This window comes from Undibacterium sp. Ji50W, from assembly GCF_049340445.1.
Lineage (GTDB): Bacteria > Pseudomonadota > Gammaproteobacteria > Burkholderiales > Burkholderiaceae_D > Undibacterium.
In genome coordinates this window covers 1-15303 of sequence record NZ_JBMPOX010000012.1, presented here as the reverse complement: position 1 = coordinate 15303, position 15303 = coordinate 1, and the positions used below count along the sequence as shown (strand labels likewise).

11 protein-coding genes and 1 pseudogene are annotated in these 15303 nt (G+C 53.3%); 7 read left to right on the top strand and 5 right to left on the bottom strand.

The window, feature by feature from the left end; translation table 11 throughout:
- From ACO0K9_RS17000 to ACO0K9_RS16990, 3 genes are all read right to left on the bottom strand, one after another.
- Entirely contained in the window at positions 1-1359 is a 1359-nt protein-coding gene (locus ACO0K9_RS17000) for an NAD(P)-dependent oxidoreductase (protein WP_422987024.1), read from the bottom strand.
- Positions 1360-1482: 123 nt separating this feature from the next.
- A complete protein-coding gene (locus ACO0K9_RS16995) occupies positions 1483-2982 on the bottom strand; it encodes a CoA-acylating methylmalonate-semialdehyde dehydrogenase (protein WP_422987022.1) in 1500 nt (499 codons plus the stop codon).
- A gap of 13 nt (positions 2983-2995) precedes the next feature.
- Positions 2996-4306, bottom strand: a complete 1311-nt coding sequence (locus ACO0K9_RS16990) for an aspartate aminotransferase family protein (RefSeq protein WP_422987020.1) — start codon at positions 4304-4306, stop codon at positions 2996-2998.
- A 145-nt stretch (positions 4307-4451) separates the two neighbouring features.
- Between ACO0K9_RS16990 and ACO0K9_RS16985 the strand changes: the two genes are divergently transcribed.
- The 3 genes from ACO0K9_RS16985 (at position 4452) to ACO0K9_RS16975 (ending at position 8435) form a co-directional block, all read left to right on the top strand.
- A complete protein-coding gene (locus ACO0K9_RS16985) occupies positions 4452-5894 on the top strand; it encodes a PLP-dependent aminotransferase family protein (protein WP_422987018.1) in 1443 nt (480 codons plus the stop codon).
- Positions 5887-6510: a TetR family transcriptional regulator C-terminal domain-containing protein gene (locus ACO0K9_RS16980; RefSeq protein ID WP_422987016.1), complete on the top strand. Its 624-nt coding sequence runs from the start codon at positions 5887-5889 to the stop codon at positions 6508-6510. The genes ACO0K9_RS16985 and ACO0K9_RS16980 overlap by 8 nt, the downstream gene beginning before the upstream one ends.
- A gap of 290 nt (positions 6511-6800) precedes the next feature.
- Positions 6801-8435, top strand: a complete 1635-nt coding sequence (locus ACO0K9_RS16975) for a DUF3369 domain-containing protein (RefSeq protein ID WP_422987014.1) — start codon at positions 6801-6803, stop codon at positions 8433-8435.
- Between the two features lie 4 nt (positions 8436-8439).
- On the opposite strand, the gene ACO0K9_RS16970 is transcribed toward ACO0K9_RS16975, so the two are convergent.
- Positions 8440-8892 (bottom strand): MerR family transcriptional regulator, encoded by a 453-nt coding sequence (locus ACO0K9_RS16970; RefSeq protein ID WP_422987012.1) that lies wholly within the window; start codon positions 8890-8892, stop codon positions 8440-8442.
- A gap of 82 nt (positions 8893-8974) precedes the next feature.
- Here ACO0K9_RS16970 and ACO0K9_RS16965 point away from each other — a divergent pair, with 82 nt between their 5' ends.
- The 4 genes from ACO0K9_RS16965 to ACO0K9_RS16950 all read left to right on the top strand — a co-directional run bounded on the left by ACO0K9_RS16965 (position 8975) and on the right by ACO0K9_RS16950 (position 15135).
- Positions 8975-11638: a heavy metal translocating P-type ATPase gene (locus tag ACO0K9_RS16965; protein ID WP_422987010.1), complete on the top strand. Its 2664-nt coding sequence runs from the start codon at positions 8975-8977 to the stop codon at positions 11636-11638.
- A gap of 132 nt (positions 11639-11770) precedes the next feature.
- Positions 11771-12691, top strand: a complete 921-nt coding sequence (locus ACO0K9_RS16960; protein ID WP_422987008.1) for a metallophosphoesterase family protein — start codon at positions 11771-11773, stop codon at positions 12689-12691.
- 179 nt (positions 12692-12870) lie between these two features.
- Positions 12871-13911 (top strand): GMP reductase, encoded by a 1041-nt coding sequence (locus ACO0K9_RS16955; RefSeq protein ID WP_422987006.1) that lies wholly within the window; start codon positions 12871-12873, stop codon positions 13909-13911.
- A 603-nt stretch (positions 13912-14514) separates the two neighbouring features.
- Entirely contained in the window at positions 14515-15135 is a 621-nt protein-coding gene (locus ACO0K9_RS16950) for an energy transducer TonB (RefSeq protein ID WP_422987004.1), read from the top strand.
- A 41-nt stretch (positions 15136-15176) separates the two neighbouring features.
- On the opposite strand, the pseudogene ACO0K9_RS16945 reads toward ACO0K9_RS16950, so the two are convergent.
- A pseudogene (locus tag ACO0K9_RS16945) lies at positions 15177-15303 on the bottom strand (IS630 family transposase); the annotation flags it as partial.

The following is a 15303-nucleotide window of genomic DNA, read 5'->3' as shown; positions in this document are numbered from 1 at the left end:
TTACACCTTCGCTTTCAAATCATTATCAATCGCCAGCGCTGCCAGCTTGCCATGTTGGACTGCCTGTACCGTCAAATCCTGCCCATCAGCGATACAATCGCCACCGGCATAAATGCCGGATACGCTGGTACGGTATTGTGCATCAACATGGATTTTGTCATTCTGCTTTTGCAGGTCTTTTGCCAGATCATCCGACAGGCTGCTACTGTCCATACTTTGGCCGATCGCCTTGAAGACGGCTTGTGCCGGGATGTCTATCGTCGCGCCGCTGGCCTGTAATTTGCCACCTACCTCTTTGGTACGGGCAAAGCGCATGCCGCTGACCTTGCCTTCAGCATCACGCAAGACTTCTTGCGGTTGCGCCCAGGTGACGATGCGTACCTGGTTGGCTTTGGCGATGTCTTGTTCATGGTGGGTGGCAGACATATGTTCTGCACCACGGCGATACACCAGGGTGACTTGTTCTGCACCAAGGCGGGCGATTTGCACTGCCATATCGATGGCGGTATTACCGGCACCGATGACCACACATTGTTTCGGTACAGGTAATTTGCTCAGGTCTGTTGCCTGGCGCAGCTCGGCAATGTAATCGACCGCTGCCATCAGGCCGGGTGCATCTTCACCTGTCAGGCCCAACTTGCGGCTGGCACCCAGGCCAATGCCAAGGAAGACTGCATCATAATCACGGCGCAAATCTGCCAGATGCAGGTTCTTGCCCAGGATCTGTTCATGCTTGACGGTGATGCCGCCGATTTGCAGCAGGAATTCAACTTCACGCTGGGCGCTGTCTTCGGTCAATTTGTATTTGGCAATGCCGTATTCATTCAAACCACCGGATTTTTGTTTGGCTTCAAAAATCACGACATCATGGCCCAGGGTAGCAAGTCTGTGTGCACAGGATAGACCTGCAGGGCCGCCGCCGACGATGGCTATTTTTTTACCAGTACTGGCAGCACGCTGGAAAGGATGTTGTTCAAATTTTGCATTATCGAGTGCATAGCGTTGCAGCAGACCGATCTTGACTGGTGCACCTTCTGCATCATGATTGCGCACGCAGGCATGCTCACACAAAATCTCGGTCGGGCAAACGCGCGAGCAACTGGCACCGAGGATGTTTTGATCAAGGATGCCTTTGGCCGCACCATTGATATTGCCAACAGCAATATTCTGGATAAAGCTGGGCACATCAATTTCTGACGGGCAGATGCGTGTGCAGGGAGCGTCGTAACAATAGAGGCAGCGATCACTTTCTATCGCTGCCTGACGCTGGTTCAGTGCCGGATTCAAATCAGTGAAATGCGAACGCAGCGTTTCCTGACTTTCTTCTGCCTGAGGTAAATGCTTAAGGGCTTCCAACATGGTGGCTCCAATCGATCTCTAATTACTAAATTCGTTTTTACTGCATTTATCTAAGCAAGTTTCGTGACAGCTAAACCTCTCAAAAAACTTACGCAATTGGTGCAGATTTGCGTAAGTGCATCTCTATTTATTTTGAGGGAAAGAAAACTCTGCACCCTTACTGATGCTGTCTGGCCAACGCTGCATGACTGCCTTGACGCGTGTATAAAAACGCACGCCTTCCGGGCCATAGATGTGATGATCACCAAACAGGCTACGCTTCCAGCCACCAAAACTATGGAAAGCCATGGGCACAGGCAAAGGTACGTTCACGCCGACCATGCCGACTTGTATCATGCGCACGAATTCACGCGCTGTGCCGCCATCGCGGGTGAAGACGGCGACGCCATTGCCGTATTCATGCTTGTTGATGAGATCTGCCGCCGCTGCCATATCCGGCACGCGCACCACGCACAAGACCGGACCAAAAATTTCTTGTTTGTAGACCGTCATTTCTGGTGTCACGTGATCGAACAGGCTACCGCCGCAGAAGAAACCTTCTTCGTGACCTGGCACGGTAAAGTTACGGCCATCAACAACCAGTTTTGCGCCTTCTGCCACGCCGTCGCCGATCAGGTTTTCTATGCGCTGTTTGGCGGCATGGGTAATGACCGGACCCATTTCAGCATCTGGTGCCAGGCCGTTATTGATTTTCAGTGATTTAACCCGTGCTGCCATGGCATCGACCAAAGCATCAGCGGCAGAACCAACCGCAACCGCGACCGAGATGGCCATGCAGCGTTCGCCAGCAGAACCATAGGCTGCGCCCATCAGGGCATCGACTGCCATTTCCAGATCTGCATCTGGCATGACGACCATGTGATTTTTTGCGCCACCGAGTGCCTGTACGCGTTTTCCATTCGCACAGCCGCGTGCATAAATTGCCTGCGCAATCGGGGTAGAACCAACGAAGCTGATGGCTTGCACTTCTGGATGATCAAGCAGCGCATCGACCACAGTTTTATCACCTTGCACGACGTTGAAAACGCCATTTGGCAAACCCGCCTGCTTGAGTAATTTTGCATGCAGCAAGGATGCGGAAGGATCACGTTCAGACGGTTTCAAGATAAAGGTATTGCCGCAGGCGATAGCGATAGGGAACATCCACATCGGCACCATGACGGGAAAGTTGAATGGCGTGATACCGGCGACGACACCCAGCGGCTGGCGCATGCTGCAGGCATCAATGCCACGGGCGATCTGTTCGGAATATTCACCCTTCAATAGCTGTGGAATACCTATCGCAAATTCCACCACTTCTATGCCACGTGCAACTTCACCCTTGGCGTCAGCCAGGGTCTTGCCGTGTTCCTGCGTCAGCAAATGGGCGAATTCATCCGTGTGCTGTTGTAGCAAATTCAAATAAGCCATGAGCACGCGGGCGCGTGACAATGCAGGTGTATTTGACCAGGATGGGAAAGCCTTGCTGGCAGCGGCCACGGCCATGTCCACGTCTTGTGTCGTACCCAGTGCCACTTGCCCCTGCACGGAACCCAGTGCCGGATTATAGATGTCGGCATAGCGTGGCTGCACGCTTTGATGCAGTTCGCCGTTGATGAAATGATTTACTTGATAGTGGGTCATGATGGTCGCCAGGTTAATCCAGGTGTTTCAGAATGTCGGTCAGTTTGCCGAACAGTTGGTCTATATGTTTTTTCTCCAGAATCAATGGAGGTGACATGGCGATGATGTCGCCTGTCGTGCGCACCAGTACACCTTCAGCAAAGGCTTTCTTGTAGGCCGCCATGGCACGTGCGCCGACTTTGCCTGGCATGGATTCGAGCTCGATCGCACCGATCAGGCCAACATTGCGTAAGTCGATGACGTGCGGCAGGCCTTTCAATGAATGCAGGGCATCTTCCCAATAGGCGGTCATGCTTTGTGCATGTTCCAGCACTTTTTCTTCCTTGAAGACTTTCAGGGAAGCCAGGCCAGCAGCACAGGCCAGCGGGTGGCCGGAATAGGTATAGCCGTGGAACAGTTCTATGCCTGCCGGGCCATCCATCAAGGCGTCGTAGATTTTTTGATTACTGAACACAGCGCCCATGGGCACGACACCATTGGTCAGGCCCTTGGCAGTGGTCATCAGGTCTGGTGTGACATCAAAATAGTCAGATGCAAACGGGGTACCCATGCGGCCAAAGCCGGTGATGACTTCATCAAATATCAGCAGGATGCCATGCTTGTCACACAGTTCACGCAGACGCTTTAGGTAGCCTTTTGATGGCAGGATGACGCCGGCAGAACCAGCCAGCGGTTCGACGATGACAGCGGCGATGGTGGAAATATCATGCAACGTAATCAGGCGTTCAAGTTCATCCGCCAGATGGGTGCCGTATTCGGGCAAGCCACGGGTAAAGGCATTTTTTTCAAGGTTATGCGTATGCGGCAGGTAATCAACACCCGCCAGCAAAGTACCAAACTGTTTACGGTTGACAGGCAAGCCACCGAGCGACATGCCACCAAAACCGACACCGTGGTAAGCCCGTTCGCGGCTGATAAAGCGGGTGCGCTGGGCTTCGCCACGGCTGCGGTGGTAGGCCAGGACCATTTTCATGGCAGTATCGACTGCTTCCGAGCCGGAATTGGTATAAAACACCTGGCCGAATTTGTTGCCGGTATAGTCAATCAACTGTGCAGCCAGCTCGAACGCGTCCGGGTGCGCCATCTGGAAAGCCGGGGCGTAATCCAGGGTGGCCACGGCATCTTGTACCGCTTTCACCACAGTGGGATGAGAATGGCCCAGTGGCACGCACCACAAACCTGCCGTACCATCGAGTATCTCGCGGCCGTTCTGGTCGCGGTAATACATGCCAGAGGCAGATGCCACCAGGCGCGGGGCCTCTTTGTAGTCACGGTTAGCCGTGAAAGGCATCCAATAGGAATTCAGTTGTTGTTTGTTGAGCATGGGCTTCTCCTGAAAACAATTTACCAAGTGGTAAAAATATGCTGAAATGCTAAATAAGCATATGCAGTAATGACATATACAGCCAGTTTAATTTCATCCAACCGTATTGGTGACCAGAACAGCACAGTTCAGCGAGGAGCAAGGCATGGACGTCGTAAAAGAAGTGCAGGCAGTAGAACACAGCCCTGTCTGGCCGCAACTGGCACTGGAGCGTAGCCGCCAGGCCAGTCTGGTAGACCAGATTGTGCAAGAGGTAACACGTCTGGTGCGCCTGAATGACTTGCCACAGGGCAGCAAGATGCCTTCGGTACGTCAGTTTGCCAAATGTAATGCCGTCAGTACCTTTACAGTTGTGGAATCTTACGAACGCCTGATCACTCTGGGCCTGCTCAGTTCACGCCGTGGCTCTGGTTATTTTGTCACTAAACCGGCCTGCGCGCCACAGCCGTTGGCGCATGTGGCGGTACCCAGCGCTTTGGATGCGCTGAGCCCTGATCTGTATTCAGGCGTGTCCAGCGCCCTGCCCGTTGGATCAGGCTGGTTGCCGCCAGAATGGTATGGCGATGATATTTTGCTGGACGCCCTGAAGCAATCGATGCGCATCCCTACCCAGCGCCTGCGTGGCTATGGCAACCCGCTGGGCTTCCCCAGCCTGCGCCAGCACCTGGCCAGCAGCCTGTCGCAAGAATTGTTCAGTGTCGATTCAGAACAGATTTTGCTGACCCATGGTGCCACCCATGGTTTTGACCTGATCTTGCGCACGCTATGCAAACCCGGTGACACGGTACTGGTTGAAGACCCCGGTTACAGCAATCTGTTGTCACTGATACGCCATCACGGTTGCATACCGATAGGCATCGCCCGCGATGAAAAAGGCCTGGATCTCGACAGCCTGATGGAAAAAGCCCTGCTGCACCAGCCCAAGCTGATGTTTGTCAACACTGTGCTGCAAAACCCTCTGGGTACCAGCCTGACGCCGAGCCAGGCGCACCGTCTGCTGGCGCTGGCGGAGCAGTTTGATTTCTGGCTGGTGGAAGATGATATTTATCGTGAACTCTGCCCCCGGCCCGAACCTTCGCTGGCAGCGCTGGATGGCTTGCGTCGTGTAATACGTGTTGGCAGTTTTTCCAAGACCCTGTCACCTACGTTGCGCGTTGGTTCGGTCTGTGCGTCGCATTCGCTGATAGGTGAATTGCTGAGGGTGAAAATGCTGGCGGGCCTGACCACATCCGAAATCAATGAGCGCGCCGTGCTGCATGCGATCAGTTCACGCCTGTACCGGCGCATGCTGGAAAAACTCAAACGCCAGTTGGAAACATCACGCAATGCCAGCATGGATATGTTATTGGCCGCCGGTTTGACACCTTTGGCTGTGCCCCGTGGCGGCATGTTCATCAGTGCCGGATGGCAGGACAGCAAGGCGAATGCCAGCGATATTGCACGCCAGGCTTTGCAGGAAGGTATTTTGCTGGCCCCAGATGAATTCTTTAGCCTGCATGCAAGTGAACACCCATGGTTCCGTTTCAATATCGCCTACAGCGATGCGGATGTACTGAAAAACTTTTTGATGAAGCAGCGCCATGGATAGAGCACCAGACAAACTGACGCGCTCGCGCGACGCCCTGGAAGCACGCATACTACAGGCAGCGGTGGAGGTGTTTGCCGAAGCCGGTTATGCCGGTAGCTCGCTGGCATCCATCGCTGAGCGGGCGGGTATCTCCAAACAGAATTTGCTGTATTACTTTTCTACCAAGCAGATCCTGTATGAAAAGGTATTGGACCAGGTACTGGACCAGTGGCTGGAACGCATGAATATCCTGGCCGACCCGGACCAGGACCCTGCACAGCTATTGCGCAGTTATATTGGTGCCAAGCTGCGTTTTTCGCGTGAACAGCCGCAGGCTTCGCGCGTGTATGCGATGGAGGTCATCAGTGGCGCGCCGGTGTATGCAGAAACCATGCGCAACAAGATTTTGCCACTGCTGCAAAAAGATATTGCGGTGTTTGAAGCCTGGATGGCTGCCGGCAAGATCGCCGCCGTCAATACCACGCACCTGTTGTTTGCCATCTGGGCCATGACACAATCGTATGCCGATTTTTCCGCCCAGATGAGCCTGGTACTGGGCCACAGCCCCTTGAATGAAAATGATTTTCAGGAAGCCGAAAAAATGATCGTCGAAATGGTGATCAATCACGTTTGCTGATTCTAAAAAATTGCATTTTCCATATTCAAATGTCTGCTCTGATGTCTGCTCTGATGTCTGCTCTATCGAAGCAGACATTTTTATTTTAATAAGAGATATTTGCAACACGGTCAACAATTGTGAACAAGACTTGCCAGCCATCAACAAGAGTGGCAGGATGTTAGTAACATCTACAGTCACCTTTGCCATCTGCAGGCCCACATGGCTGGCAAAGCCTCCAGACACGCATTCAGCACAGATTCAGACTAGCAAACTCAGCAGCAGGCAACGAACCATGACCGGGGGAGTGTATGAATCACGAACAGGGATCAGAAGAAGACTGGATCATTGAAGATGACGTACATGACAAGTCGCAAGAACAGCTTGATGCTTCTTTTGAAACCCGCCCCTGGCGCCTGCTGATTGTTGACGATGAAGAAGACATTCATGCCGTCACCCGCCTGGCGCTGAACAATATCGTCTTCAAGGGACGTCATCTTGATATCCTGTCTGCGCATAGCGCGGCACAAGCCTTTGACATCCTTAACAGGGAAACCGACATCAACCTGATATTGCTGGATGTGGTAATGGAAACCGAAGACGCCGGTCTACGCCTGGTGAAACGCATACGTGAAGAACTCAAGAACCAGATGGTGCGCATCGTGCTGCGCACCGGCCAGCCAGGCCAGGCGCCAGAAAAAAGTGTCATCGTCGATTACGATATCAACGACTATAAAACCAAGACCGAGCTGACAACACAACGCCTGTTTACCACCGTGATTGCCTCGCTGCGTGCCTATGAGGGCCTGTTGTCGATAGAACGCAGCCGCGTGGGCCTGACCCGCATCCTGCAGGCATCGGCCAATCTGTATGAATTGAAATCACTGAAGGAATTTGCGTCTGGTGTGCTGAACCAGATCGGTGCCATTCTTGATGTGGGGGCAGACGGGGTGTTGTGCCTGTCCCGCAATTCGGCCTGTGCTGCCCCAGGCAGCATCCCAGCCGGCAACAACGGCGGGCCCCTCAACACCAGCATCATTGCCGCCACCGGCAGCTACAGCGACTGGGCCGGCCTGGATCAGTTGCCGCCTGATTGTGAATGGACTGCCATCGTTGAAAAAGCCTTTGTCGAAAAGAAAAGCCAGTTCCAGCATCCGGTTGACGTGTTGTTCATCCATACCCGGCAGGGGCATGAATTTGCCATCCTGGTGACGCCACCCTGGCCGCTGGGGCAAATGCAGCGTGACTTGCTGGAATTATTTTGCGACCGCATTGCCGCCGCCTTTGATAATCGCTACCTGAACGAGCAATTGCAAAGAGCCCAGGAAGCCTCGGTGGTGGCCCTGACCGATCTGGCTGAATCACGCGATACCGATACCGGTGGCCATGTGCAGCGCGTCTGCAAGCTGACCAATGCTATTGCGGCAGAGCTGAAACGGCGTGACAGTTTCCCTTCCGACCTGACACCGCAGTTCATGGAGATGGTAGGCATCGCCAGCATCTTGCATGATGTCGGCAAGGTGGCGACGCCGGACGCTGTGTTGCTGAAAGCTGGCAGCCATGACAGCACCGAACGGAAAATCATGGAATACCATGCCCTGGCTGGCGAAACCGTGCTGGCACGCGCCGCCACCATGGTGGACGGTGTCAGTTACCTGACTTATGGTTCACAGATCGCCGGCAGCCATCATGAGCATTTTGATGGCCATGGCTATCCACGCCACCTGAAAGGCGCGGATATCCCGCTGTCAGCCCGGATTGTTGCCGTAGTCGATGTATTTGATGCCCTGCTGCATCGCCGCCCTTATAAGGAACCGTGGTCACTGAAGGACACCATCGACTACATCAAGGCCCGCAGCGGCACGCAGTTTGATCCGGTAGTGGTGGAAGCGTTGATCCATTATATAAGCACGGAAAAACCAGATTGGGTCGCCGGCGGAGAGTAATTACTCAGAGGCCTTGGCTATGGCATGCCTTGCCGTCAGTTGGCTTGCTGCTTGCCAGCGCCTGTATGATGGGGCACTGCGCCAACTGCTCAGATGATGCACATTGCTGTATCAGACCCGTCAACATAGCTTCCATGCGGTGCAAGTCAGTCAATTTGGCTTGCACCTGCGTCAAACGTTCCTGCGCTACATCACGTATGGCTTGCTTGTCATTACTATCTTCCAGCATCAGCAGATTGGCGATTTCATCCAGACTGAAGCCCAGCTCCTGCGCCCGCTTGATAAACCGTATGCGCTCAACCAGCTTGGCTGGATAAGTCCGGAAGCCAGTAGCAACCTCGGGTACAGGCAGCAAATCCCGTCGCTGGTAATAACGTATGGTTTCGACGCCAACCCCGGCTGCCTTGGCCAGTTGCCCTATCGTATATTGATCTGGATCATGATCTGTATCGGACATCGTTAAAAAGTCCTTGACTCTGTTCTTGGGTACGGAGCCTATGATAAGGCAATCAAACGATTTATGTAGCGGAAGAATGAAAATGACTCAAGACCATCAAAACCATCAAAACCACCAGCAGGGTGACAGTTGCTGCGGACACAAGCATGACTCACAAGCAGCACCTGCACAGGACAAGAAATACACGGACCCGGTCTGCGGCATGCAAGTCAGCAAGAATCCAGAGAAAATGGCCCATTTCCAGGGCATTGCCTACTATTTTTGTAGCAATTCCTGCGTCAGCAAGTTCAATGCTGCGCCTGAAAATTATGTCAAGGCAAAAAAAGTCATCGGACTGGGTAGCGTAGGCACACTTACTGCCACTGCCTCTACCACCGCCACTACCACACCATCGGCAAGCACCACAGCAGCAGCATCTTGCTGTGGCAGCAGCGACGCCATGCAAAGTGATGCCGACGGCGAGCACAAGGACCCTGTGTGCGGCATGCGCGTCAATGCGGACAGCCAGTACCAGTTGGTGCACGAAGGTCAAAGTTATTATTTTTGCTGCAATACCTGCCTGGAAAAATTTCGTAAAGACCCTGCTGCCTGGCTGGACCCGGCCAAACGCACCGCTCCCAAGACTGTGGCCAAGGATACGATTTTTACCTGCCCCATGCATCCAGAGATTGAGCAAGTCGGTCCTGGCACCTGCCCCCTGTGTGGCATGGCACTGGAACCGAAAGAAGCCAGCATGGAAGAAGACACCAGCGAGCTTGACGATATGCTGAGCCGCTTCAAAATCAGCCTGCTACTGAGTTTACCGCTGTTGGTCATGACCATGGGCGACATGCTGCCGGGCGTATCTTTTCACAGCCTGCTGGGTATGACGATCTACAACTGGCTGCAATTCATACTGGCGACACCGGTCGTACTATGGGGTGGGCTACCATTCTTTGAACGCGCGCTGGCATCCTTCAAGAGCATGCACCTGAACATGTTCAGCCTGATTGGCATTGGTACTGCCGCAGCTTACCTGTTCAGTCTGGTGGCCCTGTTATTGCCGGATGTGTTGCCCACCGCTTTCAAGATGGGCGGTATGGCACCGCTGTATTTTGAGGCGGCTGCCGTCATCATCACCCTGGTCTTGCTGGGTCAGGTACTTGAGTTGCGTGCCCGTTCACAAACCAATACAGCGATCAAAGCCTTGCTGGGTTTGACACCCGCGACAGCGATACGAATTGCTGCCGATGGTAGCGAGGCTGAAATCACTCTTGACCAGGTATTGGTAGGTGATCACTTGCGCGTGAAACCGGGGGCGCATATCCCGGTTGATGGAGTGCTGCTGGACGGTCACAGCAATGTTGATGAAGCCATGCTGACCGGTGAACCACTGCCTGTCAGCAAGCAGGCAGGTGACAAGGTCAGCGCTGGCACCATCAATCAGCAAGGCAGTTTCAGCATGCAGGCACAGCGCATAGGCAAGGATACTTTACTGGCCAGCATTATCGATCTGGTCAACCAGGCCGGGCGTTCACGCGCACCAATACAGAAGCTGGCAGACCAGGTATCTGGCTGGTTTGTACCCGGTGTGATTGCTGTGGCCGTGCTGGCCTTTACAGGCTGGGCGGTGTGGGGACCAGCACCTGGGCTGGCCAACGGCCTGATGGCTGCGGTATCGGTATTGATCATTGCCTGCCCCTGCGCACTGGGGTTGGCGACACCGATATCGGTGACGGTAGGCATAGGTCGGGGTGCGCATGACGGTGTGCTGATCAAGAATGCCGAAGCGCTGGAGAGACTGGAAAAAATCGACACCCTGCTCATAGACAAAACCGGCACCCTGACCGAGGGCAAGCCCAGCATGCAAAACTTTAAACTTGCTGCGGGCGAATCGGAGGCCGATTTGCTGGCCCTGGCAATGGCGCTGGAACAGCGCAGTGAACATCCGGTAGCACATGCTATCGTCGCCTATGCACAAGCACATGGCAGCCAGCCGGTCAGCATCAGTGATTTTACTTCCATCACCGGCAAGGGTGTCAGTGCCACAGTGGATGGCAAGCCAGTATTACTGGGCAATCCGGCACTGCTGAAAGAACATGCGATAGCCATGCAAGATTTTGAACCGCAAGTCGCAGAATGGCAGGCACTGGGCCATACCGTGATGCTGATGGCGGTCGATCAAAAAGCCGTGGCCATGCTGAGTGTGGCGGACAAGATCAAGACCCATAGCAAGGAAGCGATAGCGCAATTGCAGCAACAGGGCATGCATGTCATCGTACTGACGGGTGACAATACCATCACGGCACAGGCTGTGGCAAAGCAACTGGGGCTGGACGACGTACGCGCCGACCTGCTGCCAGCAGACAAGTTCCGCATCGTGCAGGAATTGCAGAAGCAAGGACGGGTGGTTGCCATGGCGGGTGACGGTATCAACGATGCCCCGGCATTGGCACAGGCCGATGTCGGCATTGCCATGGGCAGTGGCACCGATGTGGCCATGCATAGCGCCCATGTGGTGCTGGTGAAAGGTGATTTGCGCGGAATCGTGAAAGCACGCTCCCTCAGCCAGCAAGCCATGAAGAACATACGGCAAAACCTGTTCTTTGCCTTTGTCTATAATTTTGTCGGCGTGCCTGTGGCTGCCGGTCTCTTGTATCCGTGGTTCGGCATTTTGCTCAGCCCCATGATTGCCAGTGCGGCTATGAGCCTGAGTTCGGTATCGGTGATCAGCAATGCGCTACGTTTGCGGAAGGCGAAACTGTAGTCAGGTTCAGCAAATATGGAAGGTCATTGCAGGAAACATGCTCTTATTTTCATGCAACAGATTAACCCTTGCAGCAGGAACAGGTAAAATACGCGCCTGTCCCTGCTATTGCCTACCTAACAAGAAAAATTCATGCGTCTTTCCATCCTGGCTTTTTGTATCCTTAACCTGCTCCTCTGTTCTGCCCATGCCACCAACAATACGAAGCAAGCTGGCAAAAAACCGCTGGCAAAACCTGTCAGTGTGACGGTGTATGTGGCCGGTGATATCGCTGATTGCAGAAAAAATCCCGCTGAAGAAAGTGTGGCAGCAAGAACAGCAGAGTTGATCGCTGCCGGGCTGGACAAGGACAAGACTGCCCGCGCCATTACCCTGGGTGATAACACTTACCCTGTCGGCAATCCCAGTGAATTCACCAAATGTTATGACCCGACCTGGGGCCGTTTCAAGGACAAGACCCTGCCCTCACCCGGTAACCATGACTACAGCATGCCCAAGGCCTTGGGCTATTACAATTATTTTGGTGAGCTGGCCGGGCCCGACCGGCGCGGCTACTATGCGACGCGACTGGGTAAATGGCAGGTCCTGTCGCTCAACAGCAATCTGGATCAGCCACAGATGCAGGCGCAACTGAACTGGCTGAAGGAAGAACTCGCCAACAACGAGCAAAGCTGCACACTGGCGTTCTGGCATCACCCGGTCTATAGCTCGGGCGGGCACGGCAACAATGAAAACATGCTGGCCGCATGGAAAATGCTGGCCGAAGCCAAAGCTGACATCGTGCTGACTTCGCATGACCATGATTACGAACGCTTTGCCCCGCTGGACGCCAATGGCGACCGCGACGACAGGCAGGGCATACGCAGCTTTGTCGTTGGTACGGGCGGTGCCAAACTGACGCCCATGTTTTTACCCAAGGGATCAACTGAAATCCGCGACAATTCCACCCACGGCGTATTGAAGCTGAGCCTGCATGACAAATCCTACGAATGGGAGTTTTTACCGGTGCCCGGAGAGAGTTTTACCGACAAGGGCAAGGGTAGTTGCCATTGATGGAATAAAGGAATTATTTGCCGGTTTCAGTATACGTCCGCTGTGATAAGCCTCATTTACGAATCGGATCAGGCTAAAGAAAATTTTTCGACTATACTCAAGTACGGCTCAACGACTTGATTGCCTGGCTGCGACAAGTCGTCATTTCCCGCGTCCGCCAGACGCATACAGGGGTCGTCATGCATATAGAAGAAACACTCAGGCTGGATTTCAAGGATGTGTTGATACGTCCCAAGCGTTCCACCCTTACCTCCCGTTCCCAGGTCAATCTGGAACGCGAATTTATTTTCCATCATTCCCGCAAGACTTATCACGGTATTCCCATCATTGCTGCAAACATGGATTCCACCGGCACCATGGAAATGGCGGCGGCGCTGGAACAGCACCAGCTATCGGTGGCCTTGCACAAGCATTATGATGAAGATGTGCTGGTTGATTATTTTTCTGCCTTGCAAAAGAAATCTACTGCTTTTTATTCCATGGGTATCACGCAATCCGATTTTGAAAAATTTTCGGCTGTGATGGCAAGGGCGCACAACGCCATCGAATACGTCTGCATAGACGTGGCGAACGGCTACACGGAAGGCTTTATCAATTTCGTCAAGAAAGTCCGCACCACCTACCCGCACCTGACCATCATGGCCGGCAATGTGGTGACCGGTGACATTACTGAAGAACTGATACTGGCCGGTGCCGATATCGTCAAGGTGGGCATAGGTCCGGGTTCGGTCTGTACCACGCGCAAGATGACGGGCGTGGGTTACCCGCAGTTGTCCGCTGTCATAGAATGCGCTGATGCCGCACATGGCCTGGGCGGGCAGATTTGCGCCGACGGTGGTTGTGTGGTGCCAGGTGACCTGGCCAAGGCCTATGGTGCCGGTGCCGACTTCATCATGCTGGGCGGTATGCTGGCGGGGCATGATGAATGTGCCGGTGATCTGGTCGAGCGCGATGGCCAGCAGTTCAAGCGCTTTTACGGCATGAGCAGCCGTGCTGCCATGGATAAATATGCGGGTGGCGTTGCCAAATACCGTGCGTCGGAAGGCAAGGAAGTGCTGATCCCTTATCGCGGTCCGGTTGAAGCCACATTACAGGATATTCTGGGCGGTGTGCGTTCTGCCTGCACCTATGTGGGCGCGCATAAATTGAAGGAACTGACCAAGCGCACTACCTTCATACGCGTGACCCAGCAATTGAATGAAGTGTTCGGAAAATCTTGATGCCCAGGGTATTTAACCCCACTCTGCGCTGAATCTTTCATCGCATTTCCTCTCATTTCATAGACATGGAAGCCAGGCTGAATAAAGCTTGGCTTTTTTGCATCTCTTCCCGTGACGCGTCAGCTTCCTAGTTAGCTTCCTATTATGCAGTTAAAACAATTTACGCGGGTTTTGGCATAGTTCCTGCATGGAAACCAACAAAATTGTGAAATTAACGCCAGTATTTTCACATTTTCTAATCACTTCAGTGATTTGATTATTGCCTTGCGGTTACATCCGTGGCAGCATAGTCTCTCACAATAGTGAGAATTTTCTTGGTACCTGGCCAATGGGCTTTGCACTGAAAAATGGCAAGAATATCTGCCATGCACCGTTTCATTGCAAGCAAATTGGGTCGGCAGGTGCTCTGAAGTGCTCTTTTAACTTAAGCTTTAAAATCGTGTTGTCTGGAGTGATATGAAAACAGTTGTCCACAATAAAAGAGGGAAGTTATCAATTCTGACTTTGAGTATGCTGGCTTGCGTGCTGCTGAATACAGCATGTCAAAAGAGCCCTTCAGAGACAGCAGCGAGTACGCCAGAAACGCCTGCTTCCAATGCGCCCATGCCTACGGGTCTGGTAAAAAACCCGGTGAAACACTCTGACACCGCGGACGTCACCAAGTGGATGGACATGGCGTCAAACAAGACAGCAGCGCAAATAGCCAAAGAAGAAAAAGCAGCGAAAGAGGCCAAAGACGCGAAAGCAGCAGCGGATGCAAAAGCCTTAGCAGACGCGAAAGCGGCGGCAGATGCCAAGTTACTGGCATCCAAAACGCGTGAGCCTGTGAAAGTGGCACCTGCTGTGGTTGCAGCACCGGTTGCGACCAAGCCTGTTGATATCCCGCCACCAGTGGTCGCGGCGGCTGCTTCCAAAGCAGCCCCGACACCTGCACCAGCACCTGTAGCGGCGGCAGCAACAGAAAATAACGTCTTGAAAGTCGTTTCCAGCGTTCAGCCCAAATACCCTAACGGTGCCGTACGTGCCGGTGTCACTTCGGGTGTGGTGAGTGCGCGCGTTCATATCGAAGCCGACGGCAAGGTGTCGCAAGTGGATATTGTGAAGGCAAATCCACCCAAACATTTTGACAAGGAAGTGATTGCCGCTGCGTCTCAATGGAAATATGCGCCTATCTCCAAACCGCAAACCACCATGCTGGAATTTAATTTCAAGCTGGATAACTAAGCGCAAGATAATCATGCTTCAGGCCTGATGTGTCAGGTCTGCTAGTGTAGTGCTTCGTTTTTCTTTGAACCAAGCTGGCGATTTGCGCGGATGACTTTCTGCAGAATGTCATTGGCCTTGGCGGTCCAGACAAAAGGTTTCGGATTTTGATTATGCACATTGATGTAT